Annotated in this window: 27 protein-coding genes and 1 tRNA gene; 6 read left to right on the forward strand and 22 right to left on the reverse strand. The window is 48.4% G+C overall.

What is annotated here, in order from left to right; genetic code table 11:
* Nucleotides 1-575: 575 nt before the first annotated feature.
* Both GO755_RS39200 and corA read right to left on the reverse strand, forming a co-directional pair.
* Nucleotides 576-3,116, reverse strand: coding sequence for a bifunctional UDP-N-acetylmuramoyl-tripeptide:D-alanyl-D-alanine ligase/alanine racemase (locus GO755_RS39200; protein WP_157590907.1), 2,541 nt, complete (start codon nt 3,114-3,116; stop codon nt 576-578).
* 11 nt (nt 3,117-3,127) lie between these two features.
* Entirely contained in the window at nt 3,128-4,252 is a 1,125-nt protein-coding gene (gene corA, locus GO755_RS39205; protein ID WP_157590908.1) for a magnesium/cobalt transporter CorA, read from the reverse strand.
* 104 nt (nt 4,253-4,356) lie between these two features.
* Here corA and GO755_RS39210 point away from each other — a divergent pair, with 104 nt between their 5' ends.
* A complete protein-coding gene (locus tag GO755_RS39210; protein ID WP_157590909.1) occupies nt 4,357-5,544 on the forward strand; it encodes a hypothetical protein in 1,188 nt (395 codons plus the stop codon).
* Nucleotides 5,545-5,552: 8 nt separating this feature from the next.
* On the opposite strand, the gene GO755_RS39215 is transcribed toward GO755_RS39210, so the two are convergent.
* From GO755_RS39215 to GO755_RS39225, 3 genes are all read right to left on the reverse strand, one after another.
* Nucleotides 5,553-6,983, reverse strand: a complete 1,431-nt coding sequence (locus GO755_RS39215) for a S41 family peptidase (protein ID WP_157590910.1) — start codon at nt 6,981-6,983, stop codon at nt 5,553-5,555.
* Nucleotides 6,984-7,084: 101 nt separating this feature from the next.
* Entirely contained in the window at nt 7,085-7,957 is an 873-nt protein-coding gene (locus GO755_RS39220) for a LytR/AlgR family response regulator transcription factor (protein WP_157590911.1), read from the reverse strand.
* On the reverse strand, nt 7,938-9,002 hold the full coding sequence (locus GO755_RS39225) for a sensor histidine kinase (RefSeq protein ID WP_227687277.1): 1,065 nt from the start codon (nt 9,000-9,002) through the stop codon (nt 7,938-7,940). The genes GO755_RS39220 and GO755_RS39225 overlap by 20 nt, the downstream gene beginning before the upstream one ends.
* 117 nt (nt 9,003-9,119) lie before the next feature.
* On the opposite strand from GO755_RS39225, the gene GO755_RS39230 reads away from it, so the two are divergent.
* Nucleotides 9,120-9,743 (forward strand): DNA-3-methyladenine glycosylase family protein, encoded by a 624-nt coding sequence (locus GO755_RS39230; protein WP_157590912.1) that lies wholly within the window; start codon nt 9,120-9,122, stop codon nt 9,741-9,743.
* 14 nt (nt 9,744-9,757) lie between these two features.
* Here GO755_RS39230 and GO755_RS39235 read toward each other — a convergent pair whose 3' ends face one another.
* The 5 genes from GO755_RS39235 to purL all read right to left on the reverse strand — a co-directional run bounded on the left by GO755_RS39235 (nt 9,758) and on the right by purL (nt 15,243).
* The gene (locus tag GO755_RS39235; RefSeq protein ID WP_317166047.1) at nt 9,758-11,167 is read right to left on the reverse strand and encodes a DUF4403 family protein; all 1,410 of its coding nucleotides are present in this window, start codon (nt 11,165-11,167) and stop codon (nt 9,758-9,760) included.
* Between the two features lie 35 nt (nt 11,168-11,202).
* Complete coding sequence (locus tag GO755_RS39240; RefSeq protein WP_157590913.1) at nt 11,203-11,358, reverse strand: FeoB-associated Cys-rich membrane protein; 156 nt, start codon at nt 11,356-11,358, stop codon at nt 11,203-11,205.
* 80 nt (nt 11,359-11,438) lie between these two features.
* Nucleotides 11,439-11,975, reverse strand: coding sequence for a YfiT family bacillithiol transferase (locus tag GO755_RS39245; protein WP_157590914.1), 537 nt, complete (start codon nt 11,973-11,975; stop codon nt 11,439-11,441).
* Between the two features lie 119 nt (nt 11,976-12,094).
* Nucleotides 12,095-12,895, reverse strand: coding sequence for an inositol monophosphatase family protein (locus GO755_RS39250; RefSeq protein WP_157590915.1), 801 nt, complete (start codon nt 12,893-12,895; stop codon nt 12,095-12,097).
* Nucleotides 12,896-12,984: 89 nt separating this feature from the next.
* On the reverse strand, nt 12,985-15,243 hold the full coding sequence (purL, locus tag GO755_RS39255; RefSeq protein ID WP_157590916.1) for a phosphoribosylformylglycinamidine synthase subunit PurL: 2,259 nt from the start codon (nt 15,241-15,243) through the stop codon (nt 12,985-12,987).
* Between the two features lie 177 nt (nt 15,244-15,420).
* On the opposite strand from purL, the gene GO755_RS39260 reads away from it, so the two are divergent.
* Nucleotides 15,421-15,505 (forward strand) — tRNA-Ser (locus tag GO755_RS39260).
* 202 nt (nt 15,506-15,707) lie between these two features.
* Nucleotides 15,708-17,069 carry a phage integrase SAM-like domain-containing protein gene (locus GO755_RS39265; RefSeq protein WP_157590917.1) on the forward strand — a complete coding sequence of 454 codons (1,362 nt, stop codon included), beginning with the start codon at nt 15,708-15,710 and terminating at the stop codon, nt 17,067-17,069.
* 207 nt (nt 17,070-17,276) lie between these two features.
* On the opposite strand, the gene GO755_RS41690 is transcribed toward GO755_RS39265, so the two are convergent.
* From GO755_RS41690 to GO755_RS39310, 10 genes are all read right to left on the reverse strand, one after another.
* Complete coding sequence (locus GO755_RS41690) at nt 17,277-17,453, reverse strand: hypothetical protein (RefSeq protein WP_227687278.1); 177 nt, start codon at nt 17,451-17,453, stop codon at nt 17,277-17,279.
* Nucleotides 17,446-18,819, reverse strand: coding sequence for a terminase family protein (locus GO755_RS39270; protein ID WP_227687279.1), 1,374 nt, complete (start codon nt 18,817-18,819; stop codon nt 17,446-17,448). The genes GO755_RS41690 and GO755_RS39270 overlap by 8 nt, the downstream gene beginning before the upstream one ends.
* Complete coding sequence (locus GO755_RS39275) at nt 18,803-19,345, reverse strand: hypothetical protein (protein ID WP_157590918.1); 543 nt, start codon at nt 19,343-19,345, stop codon at nt 18,803-18,805. Before GO755_RS39275 ends, GO755_RS39270 begins: the two co-directional genes overlap by 17 nt.
* Nucleotides 19,326-19,730 (reverse strand): hypothetical protein, encoded by a 405-nt coding sequence (locus tag GO755_RS39280; protein WP_157590919.1) that lies wholly within the window; start codon nt 19,728-19,730, stop codon nt 19,326-19,328. The genes GO755_RS39275 and GO755_RS39280 overlap by 20 nt, the downstream gene beginning before the upstream one ends.
* A 38-nt stretch (nt 19,731-19,768) precedes the next feature.
* Nucleotides 19,769-20,182, reverse strand: coding sequence for a hypothetical protein (locus GO755_RS39285; RefSeq protein WP_157590920.1), 414 nt, complete (start codon nt 20,180-20,182; stop codon nt 19,769-19,771).
* 76 nt (nt 20,183-20,258) lie between these two features.
* Complete coding sequence (locus GO755_RS39290) at nt 20,259-20,462, reverse strand: hypothetical protein (protein WP_157590921.1); 204 nt, start codon at nt 20,460-20,462, stop codon at nt 20,259-20,261.
* Between the two features lie 85 nt (nt 20,463-20,547).
* Entirely contained in the window at nt 20,548-21,255 is a 708-nt protein-coding gene (locus GO755_RS39295) for a hypothetical protein (protein WP_157590922.1), read from the reverse strand.
* Nucleotides 21,256-21,347: 92 nt separating this feature from the next.
* Nucleotides 21,348-22,328: a hypothetical protein gene (locus GO755_RS39300; RefSeq protein ID WP_157590923.1), complete on the reverse strand. Its 981-nt coding sequence runs from the start codon at nt 22,326-22,328 to the stop codon at nt 21,348-21,350.
* Between the two features lie 63 nt (nt 22,329-22,391).
* Nucleotides 22,392-22,817: a hypothetical protein gene (locus tag GO755_RS39305; RefSeq protein WP_157590924.1), complete on the reverse strand. Its 426-nt coding sequence runs from the start codon at nt 22,815-22,817 to the stop codon at nt 22,392-22,394.
* Nucleotides 22,818-22,848: 31 nt separating this feature from the next.
* The gene (locus tag GO755_RS39310; protein ID WP_157590925.1) at nt 22,849-23,724 is read right to left on the reverse strand and encodes a S49 family peptidase; all 876 of its coding nucleotides are present in this window, start codon (nt 23,722-23,724) and stop codon (nt 22,849-22,851) included.
* 232 nt (nt 23,725-23,956) lie between these two features.
* Between GO755_RS39310 and GO755_RS39315 the strand changes: the two genes are divergently transcribed.
* Together GO755_RS39315 and GO755_RS39320 are read left to right on the forward strand one after the other, a co-directional pair.
* Entirely contained in the window at nt 23,957-24,451 is a 495-nt protein-coding gene (locus GO755_RS39315) for a hypothetical protein (protein ID WP_157590926.1), read from the forward strand.
* Nucleotides 24,452-24,480: 29 nt separating this feature from the next.
* On the forward strand, nt 24,481-24,726 hold the full coding sequence (locus GO755_RS39320) for a hypothetical protein (RefSeq protein WP_157590927.1): 246 nt from the start codon (nt 24,481-24,483) through the stop codon (nt 24,724-24,726).
* Nucleotides 24,727-24,856: 130 nt separating this feature from the next.
* On the opposite strand, the gene GO755_RS39325 is transcribed toward GO755_RS39320, so the two are convergent.
* Both GO755_RS39325 and GO755_RS39330 read right to left on the reverse strand, forming a co-directional pair.
* Nucleotides 24,857-25,324 carry a DUF1353 domain-containing protein gene (locus tag GO755_RS39325; RefSeq protein WP_157590928.1) on the reverse strand — a complete coding sequence of 156 codons (468 nt, stop codon included), beginning with the start codon at nt 25,322-25,324 and terminating at the stop codon, nt 24,857-24,859.
* A gap of 2 nt (nt 25,325-25,326) precedes the next feature.
* Nucleotides 25,327-25,776: a hypothetical protein gene (locus GO755_RS39330; protein ID WP_157590929.1), complete on the reverse strand. Its 450-nt coding sequence runs from the start codon at nt 25,774-25,776 to the stop codon at nt 25,327-25,329.
* Nucleotides 25,777-25,784 lie beyond the last annotated feature (8 nt).

The raw sequence follows: 25,784 nt of genomic DNA on the forward strand, positions 1-25,784 counted from the left end.
GGAAAGAGAGCAATCAAAACGCAGTCTACCTTGAGCTAACTGGTGGCCCTTCGTTGTACTCACTCAATTACCAGCGCATTGCTGCTTCTAACTCTCGGCTTGCCTTTATGTATCCTTTTGGCAGTTCCTACATTCCTCACTTCACCACAGCCACCTTCTACCTAGGCGGTGTACTGGGTAGACCTAGACGATCGGTTGAGTTCTTGGCAGGAATCGGTTACTTAGGGATAAAATATCCTAACCCAGAGCGGGTAAATTTTGCTCAAGAACAATCGGGCTTCAAATTCTTTCCCACAGTACTCACAAATGCGTTTTATGCGGATTGATGAAGGCATACCAAATAGCGTGTTATGACCAATAGTATGCGAAAGTGTTTAAAAGTGTTAAATAATTTCGCACCCCTATAAGCCTTTTAGGTAGTATTAATGACTTTGAGATACAACGAAGGCACCAATATTCACTCAATACCCCACTACTATTACTTAATAAACTAGTAGTAAAATGTATAAAAAAAGCCCATTTAAGGGCTTTAGATACTATTTAGTACTGTATTGCAAAATGGTTGTTCAGCCAGGTTAGTTTCCCTCCTTGAAAAACACTCGCTTTACCCGATCGCTGACGCCTGTCAGAATTTCGTAAGGAATTGTTTGCATCTGTTTAGCCAGTTCAGTGATGGGCAATTCCGGGCCAAAAATTAGTACCTCATCGCCTTCGGAAACCATAGCCGACGTAACATCGATCATGGTCATGTCCATGCAAATATTTCCTACGGTTGGGCAGCGTGTTCCGTTTACCCATACGTGGCCAATACTATTGCCCAATCGGCGGTCGTAGCCATCGGCATACCCAATCGCCAGGGTAGCAATGCGGGCTTCATGATCAAGAACACCTCGCCGACTATACCCAATCGACTCCCCTGCCCGAACCGTTTTAATCTGACTAACTACCGTCCGAAGCGTGCCGACGGTCTGTAAAGCCGACTGGTTAATACCACTGGCTTCGACTCCATAGAGCCCAATACCCAGACGAACCATATCGAGCTTATACTCAGGAAACCGCACAATGCCGGCAGAATTGAGCAAATGGCGTGTCGGTCGATAGCCTAAAGCTGCTTCGAGCACAGCCGTACTTCGCAGAAAAGTCTCGTACTGTTGCTTCGAAAACGCATTGAATTGCGCATCGTCAGAACCCGCTAAATGACTGAACACCGTAGCAACATGCAGGTTCGGGTGGTTTTTCAGGTAAGATGCTACTTCAGAGAGTTCCGTTTCCAGAAATCCCAGTCGATGCATGCCCGTATCTATTTTTAGGTGAATGGGGCGGGGAGCGCGGGGTAGAATGTCAGAAGATAAACCCGGCTCCAAACTCCCGGCTCCTTGCCCCTTGCTCCACGCTTCCTGCACAAACTCTCCCCACTCCCGCAAAATCCGCATGCTGTAGATTTCCGGCTCCAGATTATAGGCCAGCAAAGCGTCAAATGTTTCGGGAGCCGGATTCATGACCATGACGGGCAGGTCGATCCCATTTTGCCGGAGCGATATTCCTTCATCGGCATACGCAACAGCCAGGTAATCGACCCGGTGAAATTGAAGCAGTTGGGCTACCTCTGCGCTGCCGCTGCCATAAGCAAATGCCTTCACCATAACCATCAGTTTGGTGTCCGAGCCAACTTTTTCGCGATAATAGTTCAGGTTGTGGGTCAGAGCATCCAGGTTAATTTCGAGCACCGTACCATGAACTTTCCGCTCCAGTCGAGCGACAATCCGTTCGAATGAGAACGGCCTTGCCCCTTTCACCAGGACAGTGCTATCGCGAAGTTCATTAAAGGGGAACTGGGCTAAAAACGCATCGGTGGTTGTGTAGAATAAACTGTTGTCGGCAAAAAAGTGGGCATTCTGACTCACGATAGGGCCAATACCAACAAACTGCCCAACGTCATTAGCTCGAATGAGATCCCCGACCTGCTCATACAGATCGTTTTCGGGTTGCCCCGATTGCAATACATCGGATAGAATAACGACCCGACGCGATCGTGTACTTTGCTGATTCAGGAAGCTAAGCGCCAATTGCAACCCCGCAACATCATTGTTATACGAATCGTCGATGAGCACGCTGTTATTGATGCCTTCCTTCTGCTCCAGGCGCATCGAAACAGGGCGCAGCCGATTCAGCCGACTCTGAAGTGTCTCTTTAGGCCAGGGTTGCAGGGTTAGCATTGTTACCAGGCAATGAAGCAGATTTTCGACCGATGCCCGGTCGAAAAAAGGCAGTTTCAGCTCAATAGAACTACCGTCTGAGTTGGTCAATGTTAGTTTATCATCTTGTATAACACCCTGATAGGTTGCCTGCCGACCTTTCAGCGACCAGGTTACAAACTGTATATTCGGGTTAACGGCCTTAAGCAATAAGCGGGCTTCTTCGTCAATGTCGGTATAGTCAGCGCAGTAAATGAGCGTATCAGCGTGGATAAACAAGCGAAGCTTCTCCGCGATTTTTTGCTTACGGGTCCGAAATCCTTCATCGTGGGCAGTACCAATATTGGTAAAAATGCCAATTGTCGGTCGGATTATGGTTTCCAGTTCCTGCATCTCGTGCACTTTGGAAATCCCTGCTTCAAAGATCCCCAGCGTATGACTTTCATTAAGCTGGTGAACCGATAACGGAACTCCTAACTGCGAGTTGTAGCTCTTGGGGCTTTTGGCGATTATAAAATCAGGGAACACCTGTCCACCCTCAAGCAGTTGAGCCAGCCATTCTTTTACAATGGTTTTGCCGTTGCTTCCCGTAATGCCAATAATCGGAATATGAACCGTTCGCCGTTGTTCGGCAGCCAATGTTTGCAGCGTTTGCAGGCTGCTGTCTACCTCAATGAACGTTGCATCGGCATAGTGCATCAATTCAGTTCGACGATCGGGAGTTAGTGCCGACCGTTCCACGACAAATTGACGGATACCTTTTTTATATAACTCACCAATAAAGTCGTGTCCGTCATGATGCTCGCCCTGTATGGCAAAAAAAACGGCATCTGCCAGTTGCGCGTCGGAGGCAGCTCCTGTTACCTGTCGGGAATCTGTAAACCACTGGTGGTTAATTAATTGAAAATTCTTTGTTTTCATCGTAAAATACTTTACATCCATCCCCGCCGTCGGAAGTACACGATCATTCCCACTGTCACGAGAACCATCGTCCCCCAAACAACATAATAACCATAGGTTGTGTCCAACTCAGGCATGTGTTTAAAATTCATGCCATATACGCCCACAATGAACGTCAGCGGCATGAAAATAGCCGAAAATATAGTGAGCGTTTTCATGACCGAGTTCATCCGATTACTCACGATAGAATAATAGACGTCCATCAGCCCGGAAATAAGTTCTCGATATGAGTCCAACGTTTCAATAACCTGATTGGTGTGGTCGGCCAGATCGCGCAGATACGGAAGCGTGTTGTGCTGAATCACATCTGATTCTTCGCGAAGTAGCGTATTGATAATGTCGCGCACTGGGTAAACCGTGCGCCGAATAAACGATAGTTCACGCTTGAGTTTATATAGAACAGCCAGCGTCTGTTGAGTCGCTCGCTCTTCCACAATTTGCTCTTCCAGTTCATCCATCTTATCGCCAATACGCTCCGTAATCAGGAAATAATGGTCCACGATTACGTCCATCAGCGCATACATCAGATAATCGGCCCCATTTCGGCGTGTCTTTCCCGAAGACGCTTTGATGCGTTCGATCACCGGCTCGAAAATATCCTTAGTCCGCTCTTCCTGAAACGAGATTAGGTAATTCCTGCCCAAAACCAAGCTGATATGTTCGATATCTATTTCCTGACGCTGCCGATTGTGATGCAGCATTTTGAGGGTAACAAACACCACTGGCCCGGTCGATTTAGCAACTCCATTCCCATTGCCGGGGGACGTTCCGTCGTAGATATCGATTTTGGGTTTCTGCTCCGTATTGAGCACATCTTCGAGCAATAAGGGGTGTAGATGGTATTGCTGACCTAGGGCCGCTACGACTTGGGGCTCATGAATCCCGTCGACATCAATCCAATTGATATAGGGCGTTTCGAGTCCGGGCAGCCGACAGGCGCTTAGTTTACTGCTGTCGTCGATACGGTAATCGGTGGCATTGAATTCAATGCGCTTAATTTTTGTGGCGTGTTCAATTTCTTCACCTACGTACGTGAGCGTACCGGGCGAGGTGCCGAGCGTTTTTTCGGCTGAACGATACCGTCGGTGTTTCGACATAATTTACCGGATAGGCAATCCAACGGACAACTCCGTTTTGGAATCAAAGATAAACCAACTACACGGCGCGTTGTCAAAAGTTCAGAAAATCGTATTTTAACGCTATGTTCCGCTCCATCCTGCCCTTGTTGACAACTGCCGTTTTACTGACCGCCTGTAGCAGTGGAAAAACGGCGCTTCATCGAAATAAATTCGACCTTGCTGTTCAGAAAGCCTCGAAGCGGCTTCAGCAACGACCGGGCCTGAGCAAACGTGGTCACACAACTGCGGCTCAGGTGCTGGAGCAGGCATTCGTACAGGCCTATGAACAGCATCAGACTACTATCCGCCGATTGTCGGCTCCCACTACCAGCGAGCCTTTTCGATGGGAAGCGGTGTATCGGGAATATGAGCAACTCCAAACGCTTACCGACAATGCCCGCCGTGGATTTGCGAAGGCCGGAACGTGCAATGATTGCACCGAATGGCTAAATTCGTATCCAGCGTCTTATCAGGATCGACTGCACGACACCCGAGAACTGGCTGCCGCTGATCGCTACGAAATTGCTGAACAGGCATTTACCTATCGACAACAAAATCGACTAGCGGCTAAAGACGCTTTTCTGAATTATCGTAAAGCCGACGAGTGGGTGCCCGATTATCAACAGGCGCGAGCCAAAGCTGCCGACGCTCTCCCCTTCGCAATTCTCCGGGTGGTGGTCGAACCGTTGAGTCCAACACTGGAAATTAGCCCCCGCGAAAATCTGGAATTACAGCAATTAATCCTGAATCAACTTGGGCGAAATGCAGCTCCTTCCCAGTTTGTGCGCCTGTACCCACCCGAAGAATCGGCGGGCGAAGGCTTCACGATCCATCAAGCCATCCAGATGATTGTGACGAGTTATTCCCCTTTTCGCGAAAACAATTCCTCGTCGTCTACAACGGTTTATAGCACCCAGGAATACAAAGTCGGCGAAAAGAAAATCAATGACTCGACCAAGGTTGATATTAAGGAAAAGGTACACGGTACGCTGACAACTTATCGACGCGAAATTCACGCGGGGCTGGATCTACGCATGCGGGCAATTGACACACAAACGGGTGCCGTATTGTGGGAAGAGCCCATTTGGGAAAGCCGAACCTGGCAAACCGAATGGCAGACTTTCAGTGGTGACGATCGCGCCCTGAACGGCCAGTCGCTGAAAAGCGCCAGCGCGTTCCCTCCTTCGCGCTGGCAACTTTACGACAGTATGCGTGATGAACTGGCAAGCGATGTGGTCCGACGCTTGCAAACAAAATACAAAAACGAGTAGTATAGATTTTATTCTCCTTTCGTCAACGCCGTCTTTTGCGACTGGATCAGCTTTAGGGTGTACTCCATGATCCGGTCGCGATGATTCAGCATATCGTCAGCGGTAGGTTCGACGAGGTAATCGGGAATGATGCCCCGGTCGGCATGTTCGGCTACATTGGCCATATTGAAGCCGAACATACCGATGCCGAGATCAATTTTGCTATTCGGCAATTGCGTAATCGTAAAAATACCGCTGCTGTTTACCCGGTAACCTCCGCCACTCTCCTGCCCGATAAAGACAGCGCGCTTGTCGGCATGAATACGGGCAGCTAATTCGGTGGTGACCGAGAAACTAGTTCCGTTGAGCAACACGTAGAGCTTTCCCTGATAAGCTTCTGGTTTAGGTTTCGTATTGCGCAGTCCTTTATGCCAAGCTAGCGCATAAGCATTTCCGTGTTTCTTTACAGCTAATCCTTTCAGCATTCTGTATAGCTTCGATGTCCAGGCAGGAAATGAATATTTCTTTTTCTGATGTACGCTGATGTGGTCATAGTAACGGAACGGCTGTCGCGCTAAGTAACTGTATAACAGAATGCCCCAAGATTCCTCTCCGCCTTCATTATCTCGCAAATCGAGTACCAGATGCTGGACGTTTTTAGCCTTGATTTCCTGGAAAGAGTCGTGTAGAAACTGCTTGTAATCCTGTTCTTTTTTGTTGCCCATAAACCGCTCGATGGTCATTACAGCGGTTTGCGTATCCATGAACGTTAGCCGAAATGGCTTTTGCGGTGTGGGTTTATGAGCCTCAACATACGCCTTAATCGTTTGGTCCGTTACGGGCGAAACCGTTATAGTCTTTGTTTCGCTGCCGACCTGACAGACTACGTCAAATGCGGTTGGAGCGTCAATAAACGTGGCGTAATAGCCTGAAAAATAGTGATTCAGATCTTCCAGCTTACCGCCAATCCCATTTCCATCGGCAAACGTCATCATGGGCAGTAGCGTTTGAATAATCTGATGCATTGGCTTCCCATTGATCGCCTTTATCTCTGCTCCAATTGGCACTGGCGACGTACTATAATTGTCCATCATCCAGGCCTTTTCTCCCAGGAAATAAAGTTTTAGCGGAAACAGTTTATCCGTAAAAAACGGGTAATGTTCATCCCGCCCCGAAACAATCCATTTGATATGCCCATCACGCAGGGCAACCAGCAGCGGAGTCATCATCACATAAAACTCATGCTGGCTCATGGAGCGATTTAGTCGGGCGGCCGTTGCCTCAAAAAGTGAATCGAAAACCGGCTTCGGCGTGTAGCGATACATTTCTGGGTGAACTTCGTTGAGCGCCGTACGGAAACGTGAAAAATCGGCCTGAAGTTGGTCTGGTGTCAAGGACTGTCCCGCAAGCGGTAGGTGTAGCAGAACAGCGAGGAAGGTGGTAATTATGAGTGATTTCATTAGTAGTTGCTTTTTTTAACGAAGCAAAACTGGCGTTAAGAAATCGCGGCTGAAATGAATCCCATACCGAAAAGTAGGCTTTTGACGCTGAACCGTCGATTTTACTCACCCAACCAACGCTTCAAATCGCCTGCCTTTTCCCGACTCACGACGACTTCTTCTTCAAAAGCGGGTTGCAGATTTATCTTCAGCTTCCCGTTGAAATACAGGTGTACTTTATCCACCGCTCTCAATTCAGTAATCACCTGACGGTTAAGCCGAAAAAACCGACTGGGCTCAAGCATTTGTGCCAATTCATCGAGCGTGTAATCGATCAGCCACTCATGGTCATCCCGAGTTTTCAGGAACGACATCTTGTTACGCGTGAAAAAATAAGCAACTTCCTCAACGCTGACTGAAAACAACCGCTGCCCCTGCTTAATCAGAAATCGGTCTTTGAAAGTAGCCGGGAGCAAGGGGCTCGGAGCTGGGGGTAAAGGGCTGATCTGGTGGGACGTTTGTAGATGCAGAAGTAAATTGGCCAGCGATGCTTCCAGCGTATAGACTCCATGCCCCAAGCTCCCTGCTCCCTGCACTCCTTCCCCCTGCACCGCGCTCCCTGCTCCTCGCATCAGTACTTCCTTAAGCCCTTGTAGCTTGGTCAGTGCCTGCCGCAAGTCATCTTCTTTAATGGGCTTGAGCAAGTAGTCGATACTGTTGACCCTGAAGGCTTTAATGGCATATTCGTCGTAAGCTGTTGTGAAAATAACCGGGCTTTTTACGAGTACCTGATTGAAAATATCGAAACTCTGCCCATCGGCGAGTTCAATATCCATAAATATCAGATCCGGTTGTGGGTTCGTCTGCAACCAGTTTACCGACTCTTCGACACTAACCATCGTGCCAACAACCTGAGCCGTAGGTTCTATATCGACCAGTAAGCGCTGAAGTTTTCGGGCGGTAGGTTCTTCGTCTTCAATGATGAGAATAGTCATAGCGGGTTTCCTGAATAAGCGGCACCATCACCTGAAAGCAATTGTCCGACTGGTTAATAACCACGTCGGGCTGACCAAGTAACCGATATTTAGCGGTGATATTGGCCAGTCCGGTTCGATTTGACGGCACGATCGTGTGCTTCGGGCGTAGTGTATTGCTGACAATAAGGCGATTGGACGAGTCGGTATAAATTCGAATGACTAAGGGTTTGCTAGGTAAAGCAACATTGTGCTTCACCGCATTTTCGACCAGTAACTGCAACGTAAGCGGTGGTATTAAAAAAGCAAGCTGCGACTCATCGACTGTAATCTCCAATTCGACGCTTCGTCCAAACCGCATTTGTAGCAGATGAAAATACGCTCGAATAAACTGGAGTTCGCTGGCCAACGACGTCAGCAATTGCTCATTGGTTTGCAACACATACCGATACACCGACGCCAGTTCTTCGATAAACTTCTCCGCCTGTTTTGGATTTTCGCTTACCAGTGATGACAATGTACTCAGGCTGTTGAACAAAAAATGGGGATTAATCTGCGCTTTCAACGAATCGAGCTGACTTTGAAGGGCCTCTTTCTTAAGCTGTTCCGCTTCGTAATACGTAGCCCACCACTGCCGATATAAATAAAGAGCCTCGTAGATCAATGTCAGTGGAACCACAAACAAGAAAGGAACCAGCGTATTGACCCAATACGCACGTTCAGTTAGTGGGTATCCCCAGAACTGGGTTACATCATACGTGTAAACGATGGCTATTCGCTGGACAATCGTCGTACTTATGAACCAGGAAACCTGCATCATTATGCGCGTCCGTGTCTGGTTCAGGCGGGGATAACGCTGGCGCGCCCAGATAATACCAAAGCGAGCCACCTCCCAGATCAGGACGCACTCAATCAGGCTTACCCCGAGCGCTACCCAGCGACTGATGTGCCGGGCATCGTTGTCGGGTTGAAAAAATATAAAATTCGAGACGATTGAAATAAGCGGTACGCCAACCAGACGTAACCATCGGTCGTTCAGTTTTTCCATCCGATGTAAATATGCCATAACAGCGGGGGATGCAAAAGCGTAGCCCAACCGAACTGTCAGAAAAGCAATCTAAAGCGTAATGAAATACCTCTCCAAGCCGTATCTGCACTAACTTTGTTTACTGAACAACATACTATGCAACCTACCGATACAGCCCTTGTCCACCTGGCAAAGGACCCAATTATGGCTCGCCTGATTAGCGAGACGGCCTCCCCTAAAATTTTCAACGATTATGCTGGCGATGTGTACCTGGCTCTACTCGAAAGCATTGTCTCTCAGCAGATTTCGGTAAAAGCTGCCGATGCTATTTTTGCCCGTTTTCGAAATTTATTTCCTGATAATTACCCCGAAGCCAATGCGTTACTATTGAAAACCACTGACGAATTGCGGAGTGCGGGATTATCATTCCAAAAAATCAAATACTTACAAAGCGTTGCGGAATTCTCGCTCAATAATCTAATTGACCGTGCGCACCTTGATGTAATGACCGATGAAGAAATCGTTCAATATTTGCTTCCCATCAAAGGTGTGGGTCGATGGACGGTCGAGATGTTGCTCATGTTCGTACTTGACCGACCCGATATCTTCCCCATTGATGATCTGGTCATTCGGCAACGGATGATTCTGGCCTATTCTGAACAAACCAGCGGTCTGACGGGCAAGCCGTTATATAAAGTATTGCACGAAATCGCTGCTGCCTGGCGGCCGCATCGCACAACAGCAAGCCGGTATTTGTGGCGCTGGAAACCAATTGTTTAAGCAGTCTAACTACTCTAAAACCGCTTCACCTTCACCGCTACTTTAGACTGTACTTTAATCAGGATCTGGATTCCTTTCGGTTGAACAACAATTCGCTGGGGCACCAGTTTGAAGGTATCAATATCGAGAGCCGTTTTCTGGCCAACTTTCGCCTTGGCAAAAGCCGTTTCTATTTTTTGGGGTATTGTCGAAATTGGTTGTCGCAGGGGAACTACCATAGCGGCCTGAATGGTATCGCGCAAGTGATCATGCAGTAGCCAGTCGGCGGTGGAGAACAGGCGCTCTTTCGTATCGACATCGAAATCTACATTCTGAATCCGCAACGTATTGGTCAGTGTATCGTAGGTGGGGTTGCCATGAAAATAGAGCGTTCCATGAACCGTTCCACCCACATCGGCTTTCAAGATCAGCTTCTTACCGCTCCCGTATATACTTGTGTTTTTAATCGTGATGTTACCGCCCATCAGGCTTAGTTTCTCTTTTTCCAGTGTCCGGGCCAATACCTGGCTCACATCGGCATAGGGAATAAAGGCCAGAACCTCCAATCGGGAAGCTTCCGGCACTTCCTGCCGTCGTAAGAGTCGGGGTAGTCGTTCCAGGCTATCACCCGTCGGTTTGGGCCCTAAGCGCGTATCGACCCGAAAAGCAATTTGAATGGGAACAGTAATTTGTTTCGTATCACCGTAAACGGGGGCGGCTGCAATACTAAATGGTTTCGGCACTAACCATATGTTTTCAGGTACTTTCGCAATCCGTAGCGGCTTTTGCATATCCCGCCAGATTTTGCTCACCTCCTTGTCAAGACGTAGCCCCTTATGAACAGCATGATCAATAGCCTGCTCAATATCGGCCTTCCGTTTATCAAGAATTGTTTCAGCGATCTTTTTGATACTAATTTTTATGCCCAGCAATTGAACCTTGGGCTCCTGTGTCCAATGATAATCTTCAAATCTGGCTTTCGTTTGTAAACGCCAGTTTGGTCCTACGCCAACAGGGCTGGTGAAATTAACAGCCAGTGCGCATAAGGGACGGCTCTTCCGATTTCCACTCTTACGAAGGCCAATTGGATTACTATACCAGACCTGCAATGGAGCCGAAAAGAATACCCGTCGGTTCTCATACCGAATCTGCACAGGGCCGGTGCGTTCTACCCGCAGTCGCCAGGCTTCTCCTTTTCTCCCCTCAAACGTTTGTTCGGAAACCAATGTAGTAGACAGCCCCTTGTTTACCTTACGTTCCAGATCACGGATATTGAACGTAAGTTTCCCGGCCATATACGATACCGGATCTGTTACGGGTGGTTCGAATGCTTCTGCGGCAGGCGCTTCGGGCCGCACACGTTTACACCCATCGAACCCAATTACTATGGTCAGTAAAACGAAAAAACCGATGATCCGTTGAGCATTCATTGCTACAAGAACCATCGGAATACTAAAATGTTAGCTGACAATAATCATATTCACTTTTCGGTAGCCAACCGCTTGGATTTGACGTCTGTCGCACACCCACATCCTTTACCACAGCCAGCCTGTTTTTTCGAAAAGCTTTGGTACACCCGCCGACCCAAATAGGCCAGCGCAGCCGCAAAAACGAGAAAAATGATGAGCTCTTGCATGAGTATGTATGCTATATTGATATAGGATGTATGTCGTCGTGCAAGAATCATACATCCTATATCATATAGCATACATTTTTTCACTCCCAACCGTTCCGTTCGGCTAGTCGATAGGCGTGTTGGTAATGATGTTCACTATGCCAGGCGTAGAGGGCAATTACTTCCTGCACAGCAAATGTGCGTTGACTACCAGGATGATAGTACGTCCGTTGTAAATCGGTTTCCGTTAGTGATTCCAGAATTGTTACCCAACGTAAATGCAAACTCCGGAGCAGAACCAGGGATGGTGCAATATCAAGTTTAGAGTCCGGTAGTTTAGCCCATTCGCCCTCTTCGTATGGACTGATGGTCGGGTTCGATTCGGTCAGAGCCAGCTTTGTACGAACGTAAGCGTTCATATGGCTATCGGCTATATGATGAACAAGCTGCCGAATTGTCCAGCCGCCGGGCCGATAAGGTGTATCGAGCCGATCGTCTCCCCACTTACCCACCAGTTCAGTTAGTTTGACAGGTAATGCGTCAATAATCGCAATATGTTGTTTGGTATCATCGGTAGAGAACGATTGGCCGTATACAAAATCACCAATCGGGTAACGGAGCGTATCAATATCCTGCATCTTATAGGGGCTGGCGGTTACTAGTTAGCACATTTGTTGATACAAATATTGCTTACTTTCGGACTAGTCGAATCATCCGATTTTCAGAATATGGCTAGTCCAGTAGCAACGAATTCCTATTACTTCCAAAACTCCTGAATAACCTTTATCACCTCAGGATGAACCCCGCAACCGGCAAGCACATCGCCCCGGAACAGAAACTCGTCGCCCCCATCAAAATCGGTTACGATGCCACCAGCTTCCTGAATGAGTAGTACACCGGCGGCCATATCCCAGGAGTTAAGGTTGTATTCATAAAAAGCCTCAAACCGCCCGCAGGCTACGTAAGCCAGGTCGATAGCCGCAGAGCCCATTCGGCGCAGACCGTGCGTTTGGGTCATCAACGATTCCAGAATGCGCAGGTATTTCTGCATCTGATCGAAGTGATAATAGGGAAACCCCGTAGCAATCAGGCTCTCACCTAACTGCGTAGCGGGCGAAACCGAAATCTTGTTCCCATTACAATACGCCCCTCCACCCTGCCAGGCCGAAAAGCACTCGTCACGATTAGGATCGTAGACCACTCCGGCAATGGGTGTTTTCCCTTGCGCCAGCCCGATGCTAACCGAGAACACGGGTAGGCTATGGATAAAATTAGCGGTACCATCGAGCGGGTCGATAACCCAGTTGAGGGCCTCTTTATCAGCCTCCTGCCCGGTTGTGCCTTCTTCGGTAATGAAGCCTGCTTCGGGCAACAACTGGCTTAGTTTAGCCACTAGTTGTTTTTCGGTTTCTTTATCGACGTACGAAACCAGATTATTCAGGCCTTTGTATTCAATGGATTCGCGTTGAAATCGGCTTCGTTCCTGTAAAAGAAATGCACCCGCATCGGTAGCAATGGCAGCTATTTCGCGCGTGAGAGCGGCTAGGTCGTAAGGCATTAGTAGTAGAAGTTAATACCCCCCACCCTCTTCAGGGGGTGGGGGGTATTTTAGTAAAGCGGCTAGATCAATCGTCTCAATATCAATTCCTATTTCATTATTACACTCAACGCATTGTCGTACAAGCCCTTTGCATCGGCAAGCGTTAGAATCGGCGTTTCGTCGATTACAAAATTGTCGGCAGTCACAGTGCCTAACAGCAGGAAGGGAATTACACTATCGTTCAGATAACCTTCTACATGTTGTTGCTGCTCGGGCGAAATCGAAATAACGACCCGGCTCTGACTTTCTCCAAACAGGAACGCATCGGTACGGTGCCGGGTATCAGGGTGAATCTGAAAACCAGTATTACCTGCCATCGCCGATTCGGCCAGCGTTACGAACAGACCACCGTCTGATACATCGTGTGCCGACTGAAGCCAGCCGTGACGAATCATTGTTTTAATACCCTCCTGCGTACGCCATTCGGTTTCAAAATCGAATGACGGAGCGGGTGATGCTTTGATGCCCTGATATGAATACAGATACTCCGACGAAGAAATATCATCTTCCGATGGGCCAACAAGATAGATTAGATCGCCTTCGTTTTTGAAGTTGAGCGTCATACGGTGATCGGGTTTTTCCATCAGTCCCAACATGCCAATCGTAGGCGTTGGGAACACTGGACCGTCATCGGAGCTTTGGTTGTAGAAACTGACATTTCCGCCCGTAACGGGTGTGCTGAACCGAAGACAGGCTTCGCCCATACCCTGTACCGCTTCGACAAACTGCCAGTAGACTTCCGGTACGTACGGATTCCCGAAGTTCAGGTTGTTCGTAACAGCCAGTGGCTCACCACCTGAGCAAACGATGTTACGGCAGGCTTCGGCAACGGCAATCATGGCTCCCTGACGCGGATTGGCATTCACGTAACGGCTGTTGCAATCGACGGTAATGACAATCGACTTGTCGGTGGCGGGTAGGCCGGGACCTTTCACTCGAACGACGGCCGCATCGGAGGGCGCATTCGTGCTACGGTTCGCCGTCCCGACAGTGGAATCATATTGCTCATAGACCCACTTGCGCGAACAGATATTTGGATGCGACAGCAAGTGTACGGCGACCTTTTTGATCTCGTCGGTTTCAATATCATCCACGTCCGCGATCTTGAATTTGGCAAACTCTTTAATGTAGGCGGGTTCTTTGTATTCGCGGTGATACTGGGGCGCTCCCCCACCTAACACAAGGTCATACGCAGGAACGTCGGCCACCAGTTCGCCGTAGCGATAGAAATGCAGACGGCCGAGGTCGTTTTCACCTTTTGGAGTTACTTCACCAATCTGGGCGCAGTTCAAGTCCCATTTATCGAAAATACCCTGAATGATATGCTCTTTTCCTTTTTCAATGACGACCAGCATTCGCTCCTGTGATTCCGACAGTAGAATCTCGAACGGAGCCATGTTAGGCTGGCGGGTCGGTACTTTGTCGAGGTCGATGATCATACCGTGCTCACCCTTTGCGCTCATTTCGGAGGTTGAGCAGATGATACCAGCCGCGCCCATATCCTGAATACCGATCACATAGCCCGTTTCGATGATTTCGAGCGTAGCTTCGAGCAGTAGTTTTTCCATGAATGGATCACCCACCTGCACAGCCGGCAATTTATCGGTCGAAGCTGCTGAAATGTCTTCCGACGCGAACGTTGCGCCGTGAATACCATCTTTCCCCGTGGCCGATCCTACGATAAATACTGGATTACCAACACCATACGACGTCGCTTTCGCAGATTTGCCTACTTCAACAATCCCCGCAGAGAACGCATTGACAAGCGGGTTTGTGTTGTAGCATTCATCGAAGAACAGCTCACCTCCCACCGTCGGAATACCAAAGGCATTACCATAATCGCCGATACCTTTTACTACGCCACGCAGCAGCCGTTTGGTTTTTGCCAGCGACAGATCTCCGAAACGGAGCGAGTTTAGTTGTGCAATAGGACGGGCGCCCATCGTGAAAATATCGCGGTTGATCCCGCCAACGCCGGTAGCCGCGCCCTGGTAAGGTTCCAGCGCCGATGGGTGGTTATGCGACTCGATCTTGAATGAGCAAGCCAATCCATCGCCAATATCAACCAGACCCGCATTTTCTTCTCCGGCTTTGGCCAGCATCCGGTCTGAGTCACGCGGGAGTGTTTTGAGCCAGACGATGGAGTTCTTATAGGAACAATGTTCTGACCACATCACCGAGAAGATACTCAGTTCGGTAAAATTGGGCCGACGGCCTAAAATTTCGGCAATCCGATCAAATTCTTCTGGCAACAAGCCCAATTTACGGGCAGTTTCAAGCGAGGGTAGCGATTCAGTAGCGTCCATGTTAGCGAATTGTGAATGAATGAGTTAGTAAATGATCGAATGTGCTATATGGTCTATTCACCCAGTTACTACCTCATTCATTCGCTCATTGAATAATGGCAAAACTACGGTTTTTGCCCGAAAATGGCCCGCAGTGGGTTGACAAATCTCAAAACGCTCGTATATTTGCACCCAGAAAGAGAGATGGCAGAGTGGTCGATTGCGGTGGTCTTGAAAACCACTGACTGTAACAGGTCCGGGGGTTCGAATCCCTCTCTCTCTGCTGAGGCCTCTTTTAGCCACCTGATTATCACCGAGCCGCACCCTAAAAAGTGCGGCTCGTTTCGTTTAAACGCACTTTTCCCGCCTTGGCTGCATCTCTATGCGGTTTTAACCCGGTTGCACGTCGGGTTACATTTAGCACCCAGGTTACATAGGCATCATTTTGGTAGAGCGGTCGCACGAGGGTGCACATCCCGCTTACCATGTACCATATTAATAGAATGTGCGTTCTTTTCTGGTTCCGCAAATCCACCAATCTTAAACTAGTACCCACCACTAAAACGAAACAAGTATCCACCGATGACACTAATATTGACGATTCACCAGGCTTTATCCAAATGCGATTCACGTATAATGCTGACCGTGACGAGTTTGGATCGACTCACATTGATTGCAAAAAATCTCAATGGGATCCCGAAAACCAGGCATTTAAGGGAAAATCCATTTGGGCACAGGAGCAAAATAAAAAACTCAATACCTACAAACAACGGATTGAGAAACTCATAGAGGATTTAGAGCGCGAAAATGAGGAAGTGACTATTTCACTCATTAAACATGCGTTTTCAACTAAACAACGAAGTAGAGCAGGCGTAGGAACAATCTCCGAGCGCCGAACTATTTTTACATTACTAGAAGTTTGTGCCTACCATTATCAGCAACAGGAAAAGCGGCAAAAGCTGGGCAAGGTTACACAGTCTACGTTGGAAATTCAGGCCAATTATGCCGCCAATATCTCCGATTTTGTCAAGGCGACTAAGCGGGATAAATTACCAGCTACCTCCTTAAATCAGGATTTCATGGACGATGTGGCCATTTATCTGGCCGATGTGGAAAAATTTGGCTCCGCTCACATCGAAAAGCATCTTAAGTACATTAAGCAGGCCATGAAATTAGCCGCCGAGCGGCAAATGATTAGTAAGAATCCGCTGGCTAGTTTCCGAGTGGAGACTAACGAAGAAGAGCCCGACACGACTCATTTAACCGTTGAGCAGTTACAGCGGCTGATTACGTTTGATTTCCTGGCGATGGCTAAAGCGGGTGAACTTCACCCGGCAGCGGCTGAATCCTTGGATAAAGAACGTGACGCCTTTGTGTTCAACTGCTTCACCGGTATGCACCATTATGATTACACCTCGAAGCTGTTTAGAATTGACAAGGATCTAAAAGCTGACTACTGGTTAGTCGGTAAGCGCCAGAAAACCAAAAAGGAGTTTTTCCTTAAGTTACTAGAGCCAGGGGTGGCTGTATTAAAAAAGTATGGGGAGAGCCTGGAGGCTTTGCCCGTCAAATCGAACCAGAAACGAAATGATTCCTTAAAGCTGATTGCGGCCTATGTGGGTTTGCCGGTACGCTTATCCACTAAAATAGCCCGCAAAACATTTGCCGATTTAGCCTTGAATGAGATGTTAATCCCAGCCGATGATGTGGCCACGATGTTAGGTCTCACATCCACCGAGCGGCTAAAACATTACGCCCGACCACGGCGTAACCGCTTAGCCAGGCTCTTATCGAGTTGGAAAAGTCTTTCCAACCAGTTGAACCAGAATGACCAGCAAACCGCCTGATATTCAGGTTGCTAAGCTTTAATAAATCTATTTTTTAAATCTTGCACCCTCAATAACACAAAACAGCCTCATTATGAGGCTGTTTTGTAAAAACACCCCCCACTTTTACCCGTTTTTTTCTTTCCTGACCCCGCCCTTTAGCATTTTGGAACTTTCCACTTTCCGAATATATGAAACGGCTCTAACCAAATCTGGAAAGTGCCCGACTTAGAAATAAGTTAAGTCAAAATCTCCACCGCCCTGGCCCATCCGTCCCCCTTTCATCTTCCAAAGGATATAGTAATCGACTGTGTCACTTAGGTGTGTGGCTAGCTCCTGGTCTACCTTGCTGCCTTCGCTCTTCTTGCTCTTCGTGTAGTCTATGTTCAATGGGCTGTTATCCATGCTGATCACTGTGGCCTTCCCGTATGCCATCCACCCTTACCCGTATTAGGTTGGTGGTACGCTCGGCAAAGACGTTGCTTAAGTCCTTAAACTTGTCGATGTGGGGAGGGTTGTAATTTAGCGGCTGTGTAGAAACCTGCCATTTTCCAGAAGCCTCCAGAATTTCAGCCACCTGCTGAAACATGGATTTTGTAGAGCCTGCCGATTTATTCTTACCATTACGGTCTCCAGTCAGTACCGCCTCCTTAGTCTTGTGCCCCTCGTACTCGGTGGCTATCATCGTGGCCAGCGTCTGGGCCATCGTCATGGCCACCCCGTCCGCGTCTATGGCTGGCTCCTTACAGTATAGGTTATCTATAAGCCTGGCTGTTGTATAGTCGCTCTGCCATAGGGTAGCACTGGTAAAGTGAGCATTGAAATCTAAGCTAATCTCCAGCGGTAGACTAGGGTTATAGAGTGGCTCCCCGCTAAAGGCTGCTCTCCCTTCCAGTTCGTCGCTCTCATCCTTAACAACGTGGATAGCGTGTTGAAAGGTGGGGTAAAAGTTATGCGGCATTTTAGTCAGCCGCTTTCCTTCCACTTCCACCTCATACTCCAATTTAGTGAGGCTCTTTTTCAGCGTGTCTAAATAGTCATCTGGCAGAAAGGCCAAATTATCCCGCGTTTTTACTTCCAGGAAAAAGTACTTTTCTGGCTCGGTTTTGGAAAGCGCTTCTATGTCATACATCCACTGGCCTCCTAGATCCCAGGGAGGGGAACTAAAAACCGCTAACATTTGGTGGAATGTAGAGTCAAACTTTCCCACGTTGGCCCTGAGTGTAGGGAGCACCACCTTAAGCCAATCCTTTTTAAAGTTTAGCCCTTCGTCGATAACGTATAAATCGTAGTTGGCCCCCCGGTTTTCGGCAGCGGCCATTTTAAAGCTCTCAAATTCGATGACAAACCCGTTTGGAAAACTAATACAGTTCTCCCAAATGTCGGGCGCTTCATAAGGCCGGTCAAAGTGTGCCGGTGGCTCTCTCCAGAGCACAAAGCAGCCGCTGCCAGTTTTAAAATCATACTCCTGGATTCCGTGGCGTTTCCAGCCTGCTTTTAAGCCAGAGGTCAGTTTCGATTTGGCCTTTTTAATGGTTGGCACTCCCCAACCGCATTTGGCCTTTGGGAGCTCATCACTAGCCAGGTAAAGAAAATCGGAGAGCGTAATGGATTTGCCAGAGCCCCGCCCGCCAATCATACCGGCAATTTTAAAATGATTGTTAAAAACGGCCTCCAGGAAAATGGCTTGTTTTTCGTTCACTTCCACCTCCAAAACGTCACTTTCCAGAACGTCACGATTTTGGGCGCTCTCGTTATTGTTCGATTTCATAGGTTGTATTTTCGACTTGTTTAGGATCCTGGCCAGTGTTGTTATTTAGGGTTAATTGCTTCACTTTAAAGACCACTTTAGACGGTTTTTTGTAGGTGTCCGCGTTCACGGTTTTCTCGTTATCGTAAGCACCATCTATTTTGGCCGCTTTGTCCAGGAGAATACCAAAGTTGTAATAATCGCCTGCCTCTTTGGCTTCTTTTGCGGCATCTCGGAATAGTTCGGCGTATAGATCCTTTACGCCCTCTTTGGCCCTGGATTGGCGCAATTCAGCGAAAACAGCGTAAGAAAGCGTTAAGATTTCTCTGGCTCTGCGCTCCTGAAGTTTGCTAGAATTTTTCAGCATGGCCAGCACCTGGCTATCTGTATGGCCAGCCTTTAGCCAGGCTCTGGCCGAATCTATTTTATCCCAGGTGGCCCACTGTTCCGGTGTGAGCTCACCACCGGCCAAAAGATAGGCCTGGAAAACGTCTAATTCGCCCCGTACTTTCTCCAGGTACTTATTATTACTCTTTAATTGCTTCATAGCTTAAAAGTCTTAGTTCGTCTTTGTATTGCTCCAGGATGGCCTGGAGCCTGGCCAGCTCCTGTTTCCAGGCCGTGGCGTTTTTGTGCTCTGGCCGTTCTTCTAGTTTGGTTTGAGTCTTGTAGATATTTACCCGCGTTTTCTGGATCTCCAGTTTAATCTCAGCGGCCTGGAGCCCCTGGCTGGCCATTGTGGGCTTTGCTTCTTTTTCTTCTCTGCGTTTCTGGCCGGTGGCTGCTTCGTGCCGGGCATCTTTCCAGCGCTCCCGAATGGCCAGGATTTGCTCCACGACGGGCTTTCTCCCTGCTACGTCGTTATCGTCAAAATCGGCCAGGGTATTACTCAAAAGAGCGGCCTCACGGTGTAGGCCTTCAGCCAGCACCATAAGCCGCTCTTTTTCGGAATCCGGCGCGGATTCAGGCGTTAACTGTTTTTTTTTGCTGCTTCGGCCTGTGCCGCTGCTTTTTCGACTACTGGCGTAACGGCTGGAGTGGCCGAATTTGCAGAAGGTGCCAATTTTTCGAGCTCGTCTATTTTCTGGTCTTTCTCATTTAATTGGTTTTTGAGAAAAGAAACTTCTTGCTCTAGGCTGTGTTTCTGGTATTCCAATTGCCGGTTGGCTTCTTCCAGTCGGCCTAACTCCTGAATGAAATTTTCGGCCACGCTAGGCTCCGTTTCCGGGGTCAATTGTTCGACCTCTTTTGCGGCCTGTTCGTACTCCGTTTGTGCCTTGTCCCAGGCTGCTTTTTTGTGCTCGGTTTGGTCGGCATTATAGGCCATTTCGGCTAGTTGAGCGATTGCCTTAATTTGGCTTAGTGTTGGTTGGTTTGTGTTCATTTGCTGTTTAAGAAAAAGAATAATATTTGGTTTTTCGTCGAGTCTACAGCTCGTTATTTAAAATACTATTTCGGCACTATGCCGCTTTTTCGGCTTTTGTTTTGTCTGTTACTGGAGTCGCTTCTGACTCATTTACAACTTTGCAATAAACTCCAGGATAATCCTTTTCGATGCGTTCAGCGTCGGCCACGGCCATTTGATCGCTCACGATTACAGTACGTTCCTCGAACCCGAATTTTACGCCTGTTGCCTCATTGAGAACTACTACTTTTTTTGCCATTGGGAAGGATAAAAAAGGCCTCACCGCCTGCCGCAGGAACGCCTGCCGGTAGTGAGGCCTTTTAACTGATTAAAGGGTGAATTGATTAAGCCAGCGTTACGCCTGCAATAGCCAGCGCGTTACCTAATGGAATATAACCGAACATGTAGCCATCATTTTTGGCCTTCATTGTCCACTCTCTCCGGTCGCCACCTTTAGCTCCAGAGGTGTGGGTGACTTCAAATTGTAGACCTGATAACGACGTACCTAAAACCACTCGCTGGCCATCATTTAGGATGGCAACGGCCACCACTTCTGTATTAATTAGCTTTTCGACTGCGGCCACTTGATCCTTAGTGTAACCGGCCACTTTTACCTCCAGGCTCTGCTCCCAGGATTGGTAGCCCGTTGGCCCCTTTAAGGCTTCATCAACTTTTAGGGAGTTGTCCGATACTTGCACTTCGACAAACGTGCCTACGGGTGGCCCTGTTACCAGTGTAGGCACTACCGTTAGTTCTCCGGCTGTAATATCAGCTCGTTTGGGCCATTCGCCCGTAATTTGATCCGTAGGAATCAAAAACAAACGTCGGCCACCGCCAGGGTTTACGGTTTGCTGTGGTGTCCGGTTGAGCGCGGCCAGGGTGGCAACGGCCAAGCCGTGGCTAGCAAACAGGGATACGCCAGTCGTGGCCGTAACCGCATAGCTGGCCAGCGGTATGGCCACCACTCCGGCCAATACGCTGCCGGTTTCGGTGGCCACCAGTGCCCCGATAAATACCAGGGCCAAACTCATTAAAATCTTTAAAAGCTGCATTTGTATTTGCTGTTGTTAGTTAATTGAACTTGAAAAAATTAGAGAAGAAATGTAAACCGGCCACCCCTATACGTGGTGGCCGGTTGGGCTAGTTAAACTTTGTCGTTTAAGAAGGTGAACTTACCGAACCCGTAATCAAAGCCTACGCTCATACGGATGTTGATTTTGACCGCTTTAACATCTTTTACAACCGTCAACGTGTAGGCGCTCACATCTTCGTTACACACGAAATTCAGGTTAGAGCTTGGCGTAATAACCTGCGTAAACTTGCCCGAAAGGCCCACGTCCGGCACCAGGGTAATGTTTTCGTACCCGTCGATTTTGGTCATGTTCTCGCCTGGCCGTACCGTGTTTGGAAACTTCGCCTGCCGTCGTCGGTTGATGCTCCGAACCAAACCAGGAGAGCAACGGAATTGCAACGGAATTTCCAGCATGGCCTGGTTTTGCGCTTCTACCACCTGGCAAAGGGCCAGCATTTGCTCGTAACTGTTGGTGTCGTCAATGGTCGTTGCCGCCGTTAACACGTTACCGGCTGGAATGTCGCCCGTTCCAGCCTGTCGGCCAGCGGTCATTTTCGACAATAGGCCCGTAATGGCGTAAACCGAACCTGTATTGGCGGCATTCTTAACCGCTTTCCAGCTTGCTCGCTCTACCAGGTTGGCGCGGGCTGTGCGTAGGATCTGCTCTAAAAAGAACACCTCGAAGGGATTGGCCAGCACTTCCTTTTCCGAGCTTAAGCCCTTCACATACTGGAGATACGAACGGTAAAGCGTCTGAATTTCGCCCGTAGTGAATTGTAAATCAATGTCCACGTCTTCAAAACTGGGAATCCGAGCCCCGAACTGGAGCGCTCCCGCTGATGGGCTGAAATCGTCAGTAGCTGCCCGAAGAATATCCATAATCTGGAGATTAATCAGCGGGCTCTTATTATCCGTCACCAGAAGCTGATAGAGCTCCCGAATTTTAGCGTCACCGTCTACCAGTACGTCGGTGATAATCTCTTTTTTGCCATCAAAAACCTGCATTAAGGCGCTTGGTAGCTTGGTAAAATCGTACCCTTGTGTTTGTGCCATGTAAAGCGATTAAAATAATTTAGTAGAAGTTTGTTACTTACTGAATCATGCCCCGTCTAAGGGCTAGTTTCGGCTTTTTCGGAATACCTCCAGCGCCTGCTGGTTATACGGGGTTAGGGTTTGCTCGCCCTTGCTGGTTTCATCCCCTTCTGGTAGTTGAGCCCCTACCCCGGCCTGTTTCTCAAACCAGGCTTTGTACTTGTCCCGGTCTGTTTGGGTCTGGTTGAGTGAGTTCTGGAGCGTGGTTTTATCGCTTTCCAGTGTCGTCTTTTCCCCTTGCAGGGTGTTAATTGTGGTCTGGAGCGTTCCTTTCTCGGTTTCCAGGTTCGTTACCTGGGTTTGTAGCCCGGTGAGTTTTTCCTGGAGCTCCAGCGCTTCAGAAGTAAATTGGTTGTGCTCATCGGTGGAGAGCTTTTCAGAAATTACGGTTTCGGACTTTCCGAAAAAGGAGGCCATAAACGCGGCCAGGGTCTGCTTTACTTGTGCCATAGATTGACGGGTGAATGAATGAGTGAGTGAATTAGGCCGTTGCCTGAGCGCTCTTTTTAATGGCCTGGTTGAGTGTGCCTTTGAAATCGGCCAGGCCAATGGCTAGGGCTTTATTGGTGCCGTATAGTTTGGCCGTTTTCCATTCGTCGGATTTCAATAGGCCAGCCCGGCCCCGCTGAACGTAGCCCACAAATTGGGTTTGGCAGGCGTCCAGCATGGTCTGAATTTCGGCCCGTACCTCGTCCGAAAGTGGCTCGATGCCGTTGGCGGTGGCTTTGTCTACGCTCTCGGTCGCGCGGAAAATCTCCACGGCCAGGCCTTGCTGCTCTAGCGCCTTGCTCTGATCGGTGTAGACCATCAGCGTGCCAATGGATCCAATAACTGGCAACGGAGAATCCTCTAGCCAAATGTAGCGGGCCTGGCTGGCGATAAAATAGGCCGCGCTGGCGCAAAAGTTCGTCCATACATCCACCGGCTTTTTCATGGCCCGGATCGCGTCGGCCAGTGCTTTGAGGCCATCGACGGCCCCGCCCCCGGAATCAATGCGTAGCAGGATGGATTTAATGTCCTCCATCTTGTCGGCTACGGCCAGCAGTCCGGCTAGATCCTCATAGCCCCAGGAACACAACCCGTACCGCGTAAGCGTGCCAATGATGGGAATCACACAAACCCCGTCCACGGTGTATTGAGTGGCCACATACTCATAATAGGAGATGGTGCCCGCCATTACCTGGAGGCCCGCTGTTTGCAAGGTGGCCCGAATGGCCAGGCTAGGGTGCTCCGAGATTAGCCCCGGTGCAATTGGCTCTTTTCCGGCCAGGATCCGTGGCCTGGCCATTGCCTCCATTCGAGCCGCAAAGGAAGCCTCTACGTGCCAGAGTCCCGAAATGGTTAAAAGTCCATTCATTAAAAAAATGCGTTCAATTTGTTGTTTATCGCCTTATTTGGCGTTGTTGTCGTAAAGTTGCCACGGCCAAAAGGCTCTGGAAAGGACATAAAAAAACCAGCCGTTTCGGCGTTCCGATCTGGCTGGAGCTGGCTCGTGATTTTGTTAGTAAATTTTGTAGCTTGTGGCGACTAATAAGACAGTGTCGATTTGAAGCTTATTAACATAACGTTAGATTATACAACAGATTTGAATGATAAAAACCTATACTCTTAGTCTGTTTGCCGACTACTTTCAGGTATTTATTTACGATGCTTGCTTAGATTGGTCAACAGTTCGAATTGAAGCAGATTGGTGGACTGAGCAGGATAGTATAGATATGTTCGCTTCAAAAGAGAATGGCAGGTTAATAGTAATGGAGACGTTTAGAAACTTCAATGTTCCTATCGAAGTAGCTGTTTTAGAAACAGAACCGCCCATTCATTCCTTAGACAAATGGGACCAAAGTGTTGAATGCTCGATAAGAACCCAATCTTCAGGTATCTTAATTGCTGAATTAGCTAACGAGGGACAGAATGGATTGCTAATTGAAGGGGCTGGCCCTAATTGGCGGCTTCGGATCTACTATGGTGGCCAGAATACAATTGATCGGATGGGTATTGAGGGGAAAGATCATTACTTGATTGAACTGTGGCCAGTTGAATCCATATCGAGTGCCGTAATAATCAAGCAAAGGCATCTAGATTAACATATTGCCACTTATACAACACATTACTTATGGATAGCAAAGCTACTTTTTCGAATGCTTTTGGACCTCAAAAAGACATTGAAGCAGGCCTTTTATCGCTTAAAAATATAGGGTTGAGCCAAGCGGATTCGATAAAACTATTAATTCAAGTATTAAATATTTCCCTCTCTGAGGCTGATAAAATAGTGCTAAACTCGGCTACGTGGAAAGACTACAAAAACGATACAATCTCTCTACGTGAAGCCATTTATGAGACTTGGAAAGATTTGCAATAAAACCAGATGACACGCATATAATCTATCTTGCAAATTCTGTCTTTATTCGAATAACATAACATGAGTTATTCAACAAATTTAAGAAAAATGCAAAACGGCCAGTCTTATCTAGGTCTGGCCTTTTTGCATTTTATCCCTTTCCTGCCTGGCTTCTGAATTTGCGCCAATTCCACCACCCAAACAGCCGAACCCCGGCGTAATAGATCTTATTTCTGAACCGCCCAGGGTTAAACCGTTCCATTAGCTCCAGGTAAACGCCATCTGCGTAAGCCCTGGCTGCTTTGGGAGTTAACCTCAGTAACTCCTGATAAGTATCCGTAAATGCCTCCCAATCCGTATAGAGTCGATCATGGCCCATTGCGGCCAGGTTCGTTTTATTGTCATAGGCTGGCAGTACGCTCTGGCTCCAGGGTGGTGTGCTGTGGCAATCGGTCAGAAAGTCGGCAGGAATCAACAAAACCCGCAAATCGGCCAATTCGACTAGTATATCGTGAAATACTAGCATTTGGTCGGTTTTGGGTAACTGGCTGGACATGACAACGATTAGGCTGTAATCCGTATCCAATCGACCAATAAAAATGGGCTCCCCTTGTTCCATGCTTACAATTCGCCCCGGTGGTCGATGTTGGCTATTTCGCCCTGAATCAGCGCGTAGATAAGGGTCGTAACCGGCGTTTTGTCACTTATCGGTAAGCCCATCTTTTTCAGGTCTCCCAGGGTAATGGCCTGGAAATAATCCCGCTGGCTTATGGCGCCCTCGGTTCCTAGCTCCACCACCTGGCCAGCGGCATTCACCAAAGAGCCAACGGTTTGCCGCGTTACGATTTGATCGGCGTACCGTTGCAGGCTGGCCTGGCGTTGTGCTGGTGTTAGTGTTTCGTCGGCTTCTATCAGGTCGGTCATTGGCTTACTGGTGGCCGTGTCCAGGGTAATTACCCGTACCTGTTGAACCATGTTCAAATCTTCGGTAATTACAAAGTTTAAATGCTTGCCTACCCGTTTAAATCCGGTTGGCTTTTCGGGGCTGATGGGTTGACTAATTGACTCCATAAAGTGTA

It is taken from the genome of Spirosoma arboris, from assembly GCF_009754945.1.
Lineage (GTDB): Bacteria > Bacteroidota > Bacteroidia > Cytophagales > Spirosomataceae > Spirosoma > Spirosoma arboris.

Bases quoted from the DNA above. Each gene is read 5' to 3' on its own strand.
- GO755_RS39290 (WP_157590921.1), bottom strand. From the start codon at position 20,462: ATGGCAAAAAAAGTAGTAGTTCTCAATGAGGCAACAGGCGTAAAATTC.
- GO755_RS39210 (WP_157590909.1), top strand. From the start codon at position 4,357: ATGTTCCGCTCCATCCTGCCCTTGTTGACAACTGCCGTTTTACTGACC.
- GO755_RS39230 (WP_157590912.1), top strand. From the start codon at position 9,120: ATGCAACCTACCGATACAGCCCTTGTCCACCTGGCAAAGGACCCAATT.
- GO755_RS39225 (WP_227687277.1), bottom strand. From the start codon at position 9,002: ATGGCATATTTACATCGGATGGAAAAACTGAACGACCGATGGTTACGT.
- GO755_RS41690 (WP_227687278.1), bottom strand. From the start codon at position 17,453: ATGGATAACAGCCCATTGAACATAGACTACACGAAGAGCAAGAAGAGC.
- GO755_RS39200 (WP_157590907.1), bottom strand. From the start codon at position 3,116: ATGAAAACAAAGAATTTTCAATTAATTAACCACCAGTGGTTTACAGAT.
- GO755_RS39320 (WP_157590927.1), top strand. From the start codon at position 24,481: ATGGATAGCAAAGCTACTTTTTCGAATGCTTTTGGACCTCAAAAAGAC.
- GO755_RS39295 (WP_157590922.1), bottom strand. From the start codon at position 21,255: ATGCAGCTTTTAAAGATTTTAATGAGTTTGGCCCTGGTATTTATCGGG.
- GO755_RS39315 (WP_157590926.1), top strand. From the start codon at position 23,957: ATGATAAAAACCTATACTCTTAGTCTGTTTGCCGACTACTTTCAGGTA.
- GO755_RS39330 (WP_157590929.1), bottom strand. From the start codon at position 25,776: ATGGAGTCAATTAGTCAACCCATCAGCCCCGAAAAGCCAACCGGATTT.
- GO755_RS39235 (WP_317166047.1), bottom strand. From the start codon at position 11,167: ATGGTTCTTGTAGCAATGAATGCTCAACGGATCATCGGTTTTTTCGTT.
- GO755_RS39325 (WP_157590928.1), bottom strand. From the start codon at position 25,324: ATGGAACAAGGGGAGCCCATTTTTATTGGTCGATTGGATACGGATTAC.
- purL (WP_157590916.1), bottom strand. From the start codon at position 15,243: ATGGACGCTACTGAATCGCTACCCTCGCTTGAAACTGCCCGTAAATTG.
- GO755_RS39265 (WP_157590917.1), top strand. From the start codon at position 15,708: ATGTACCATATTAATAGAATGTGCGTTCTTTTCTGGTTCCGCAAATCC.
- GO755_RS39220 (WP_157590911.1), bottom strand. From the start codon at position 7,957: ATGACTATTCTCATCATTGAAGACGAAGAACCTACCGCCCGAAAACTT.
- GO755_RS39305 (WP_157590924.1), bottom strand. From the start codon at position 22,817: ATGGCACAAGTAAAGCAGACCCTGGCCGCGTTTATGGCCTCCTTTTTC.
- GO755_RS39310 (WP_157590925.1), bottom strand. From the start codon at position 23,724: ATGAATGGACTTTTAACCATTTCGGGACTCTGGCACGTAGAGGCTTCC.
- GO755_RS39215 (WP_157590910.1), bottom strand. From the start codon at position 6,983: ATGAAATCACTCATAATTACCACCTTCCTCGCTGTTCTGCTACACCTA.
- GO755_RS39300 (WP_157590923.1), bottom strand. From the start codon at position 22,328: ATGGCACAAACACAAGGGTACGATTTTACCAAGCTACCAAGCGCCTTA.
- GO755_RS39285 (WP_157590920.1), bottom strand. From the start codon at position 20,182: ATGAACACAAACCAACCAACACTAAGCCAAATTAAGGCAATCGCTCAA.
- GO755_RS39270 (WP_227687279.1), bottom strand. From the start codon at position 18,819: ATGAAATCGAACAATAACGAGAGCGCCCAAAATCGTGACGTTCTGGAA.
- GO755_RS39245 (WP_157590914.1), bottom strand. From the start codon at position 11,975: ATGCAGGATATTGATACGCTCCGTTACCCGATTGGTGATTTTGTATAC.
- GO755_RS39250 (WP_157590915.1), bottom strand. From the start codon at position 12,895: ATGCCTTACGACCTAGCCGCTCTCACGCGCGAAATAGCTGCCATTGCT.
- corA (WP_157590908.1), bottom strand. From the start codon at position 4,252: ATGTCGAAACACCGACGGTATCGTTCAGCCGAAAAAACGCTCGGCACC.
- GO755_RS39240 (WP_157590913.1), bottom strand. From the start codon at position 11,358: ATGCAAGAGCTCATCATTTTTCTCGTTTTTGCGGCTGCGCTGGCCTAT.
- GO755_RS39280 (WP_157590919.1), bottom strand. From the start codon at position 19,730: ATGGTGCTGGCTGAAGGCCTACACCGTGAGGCCGCTCTTTTGAGTAAT.
- GO755_RS39275 (WP_157590918.1), bottom strand. From the start codon at position 19,345: ATGAAGCAATTAAAGAGTAATAATAAGTACCTGGAGAAAGTACGGGGC.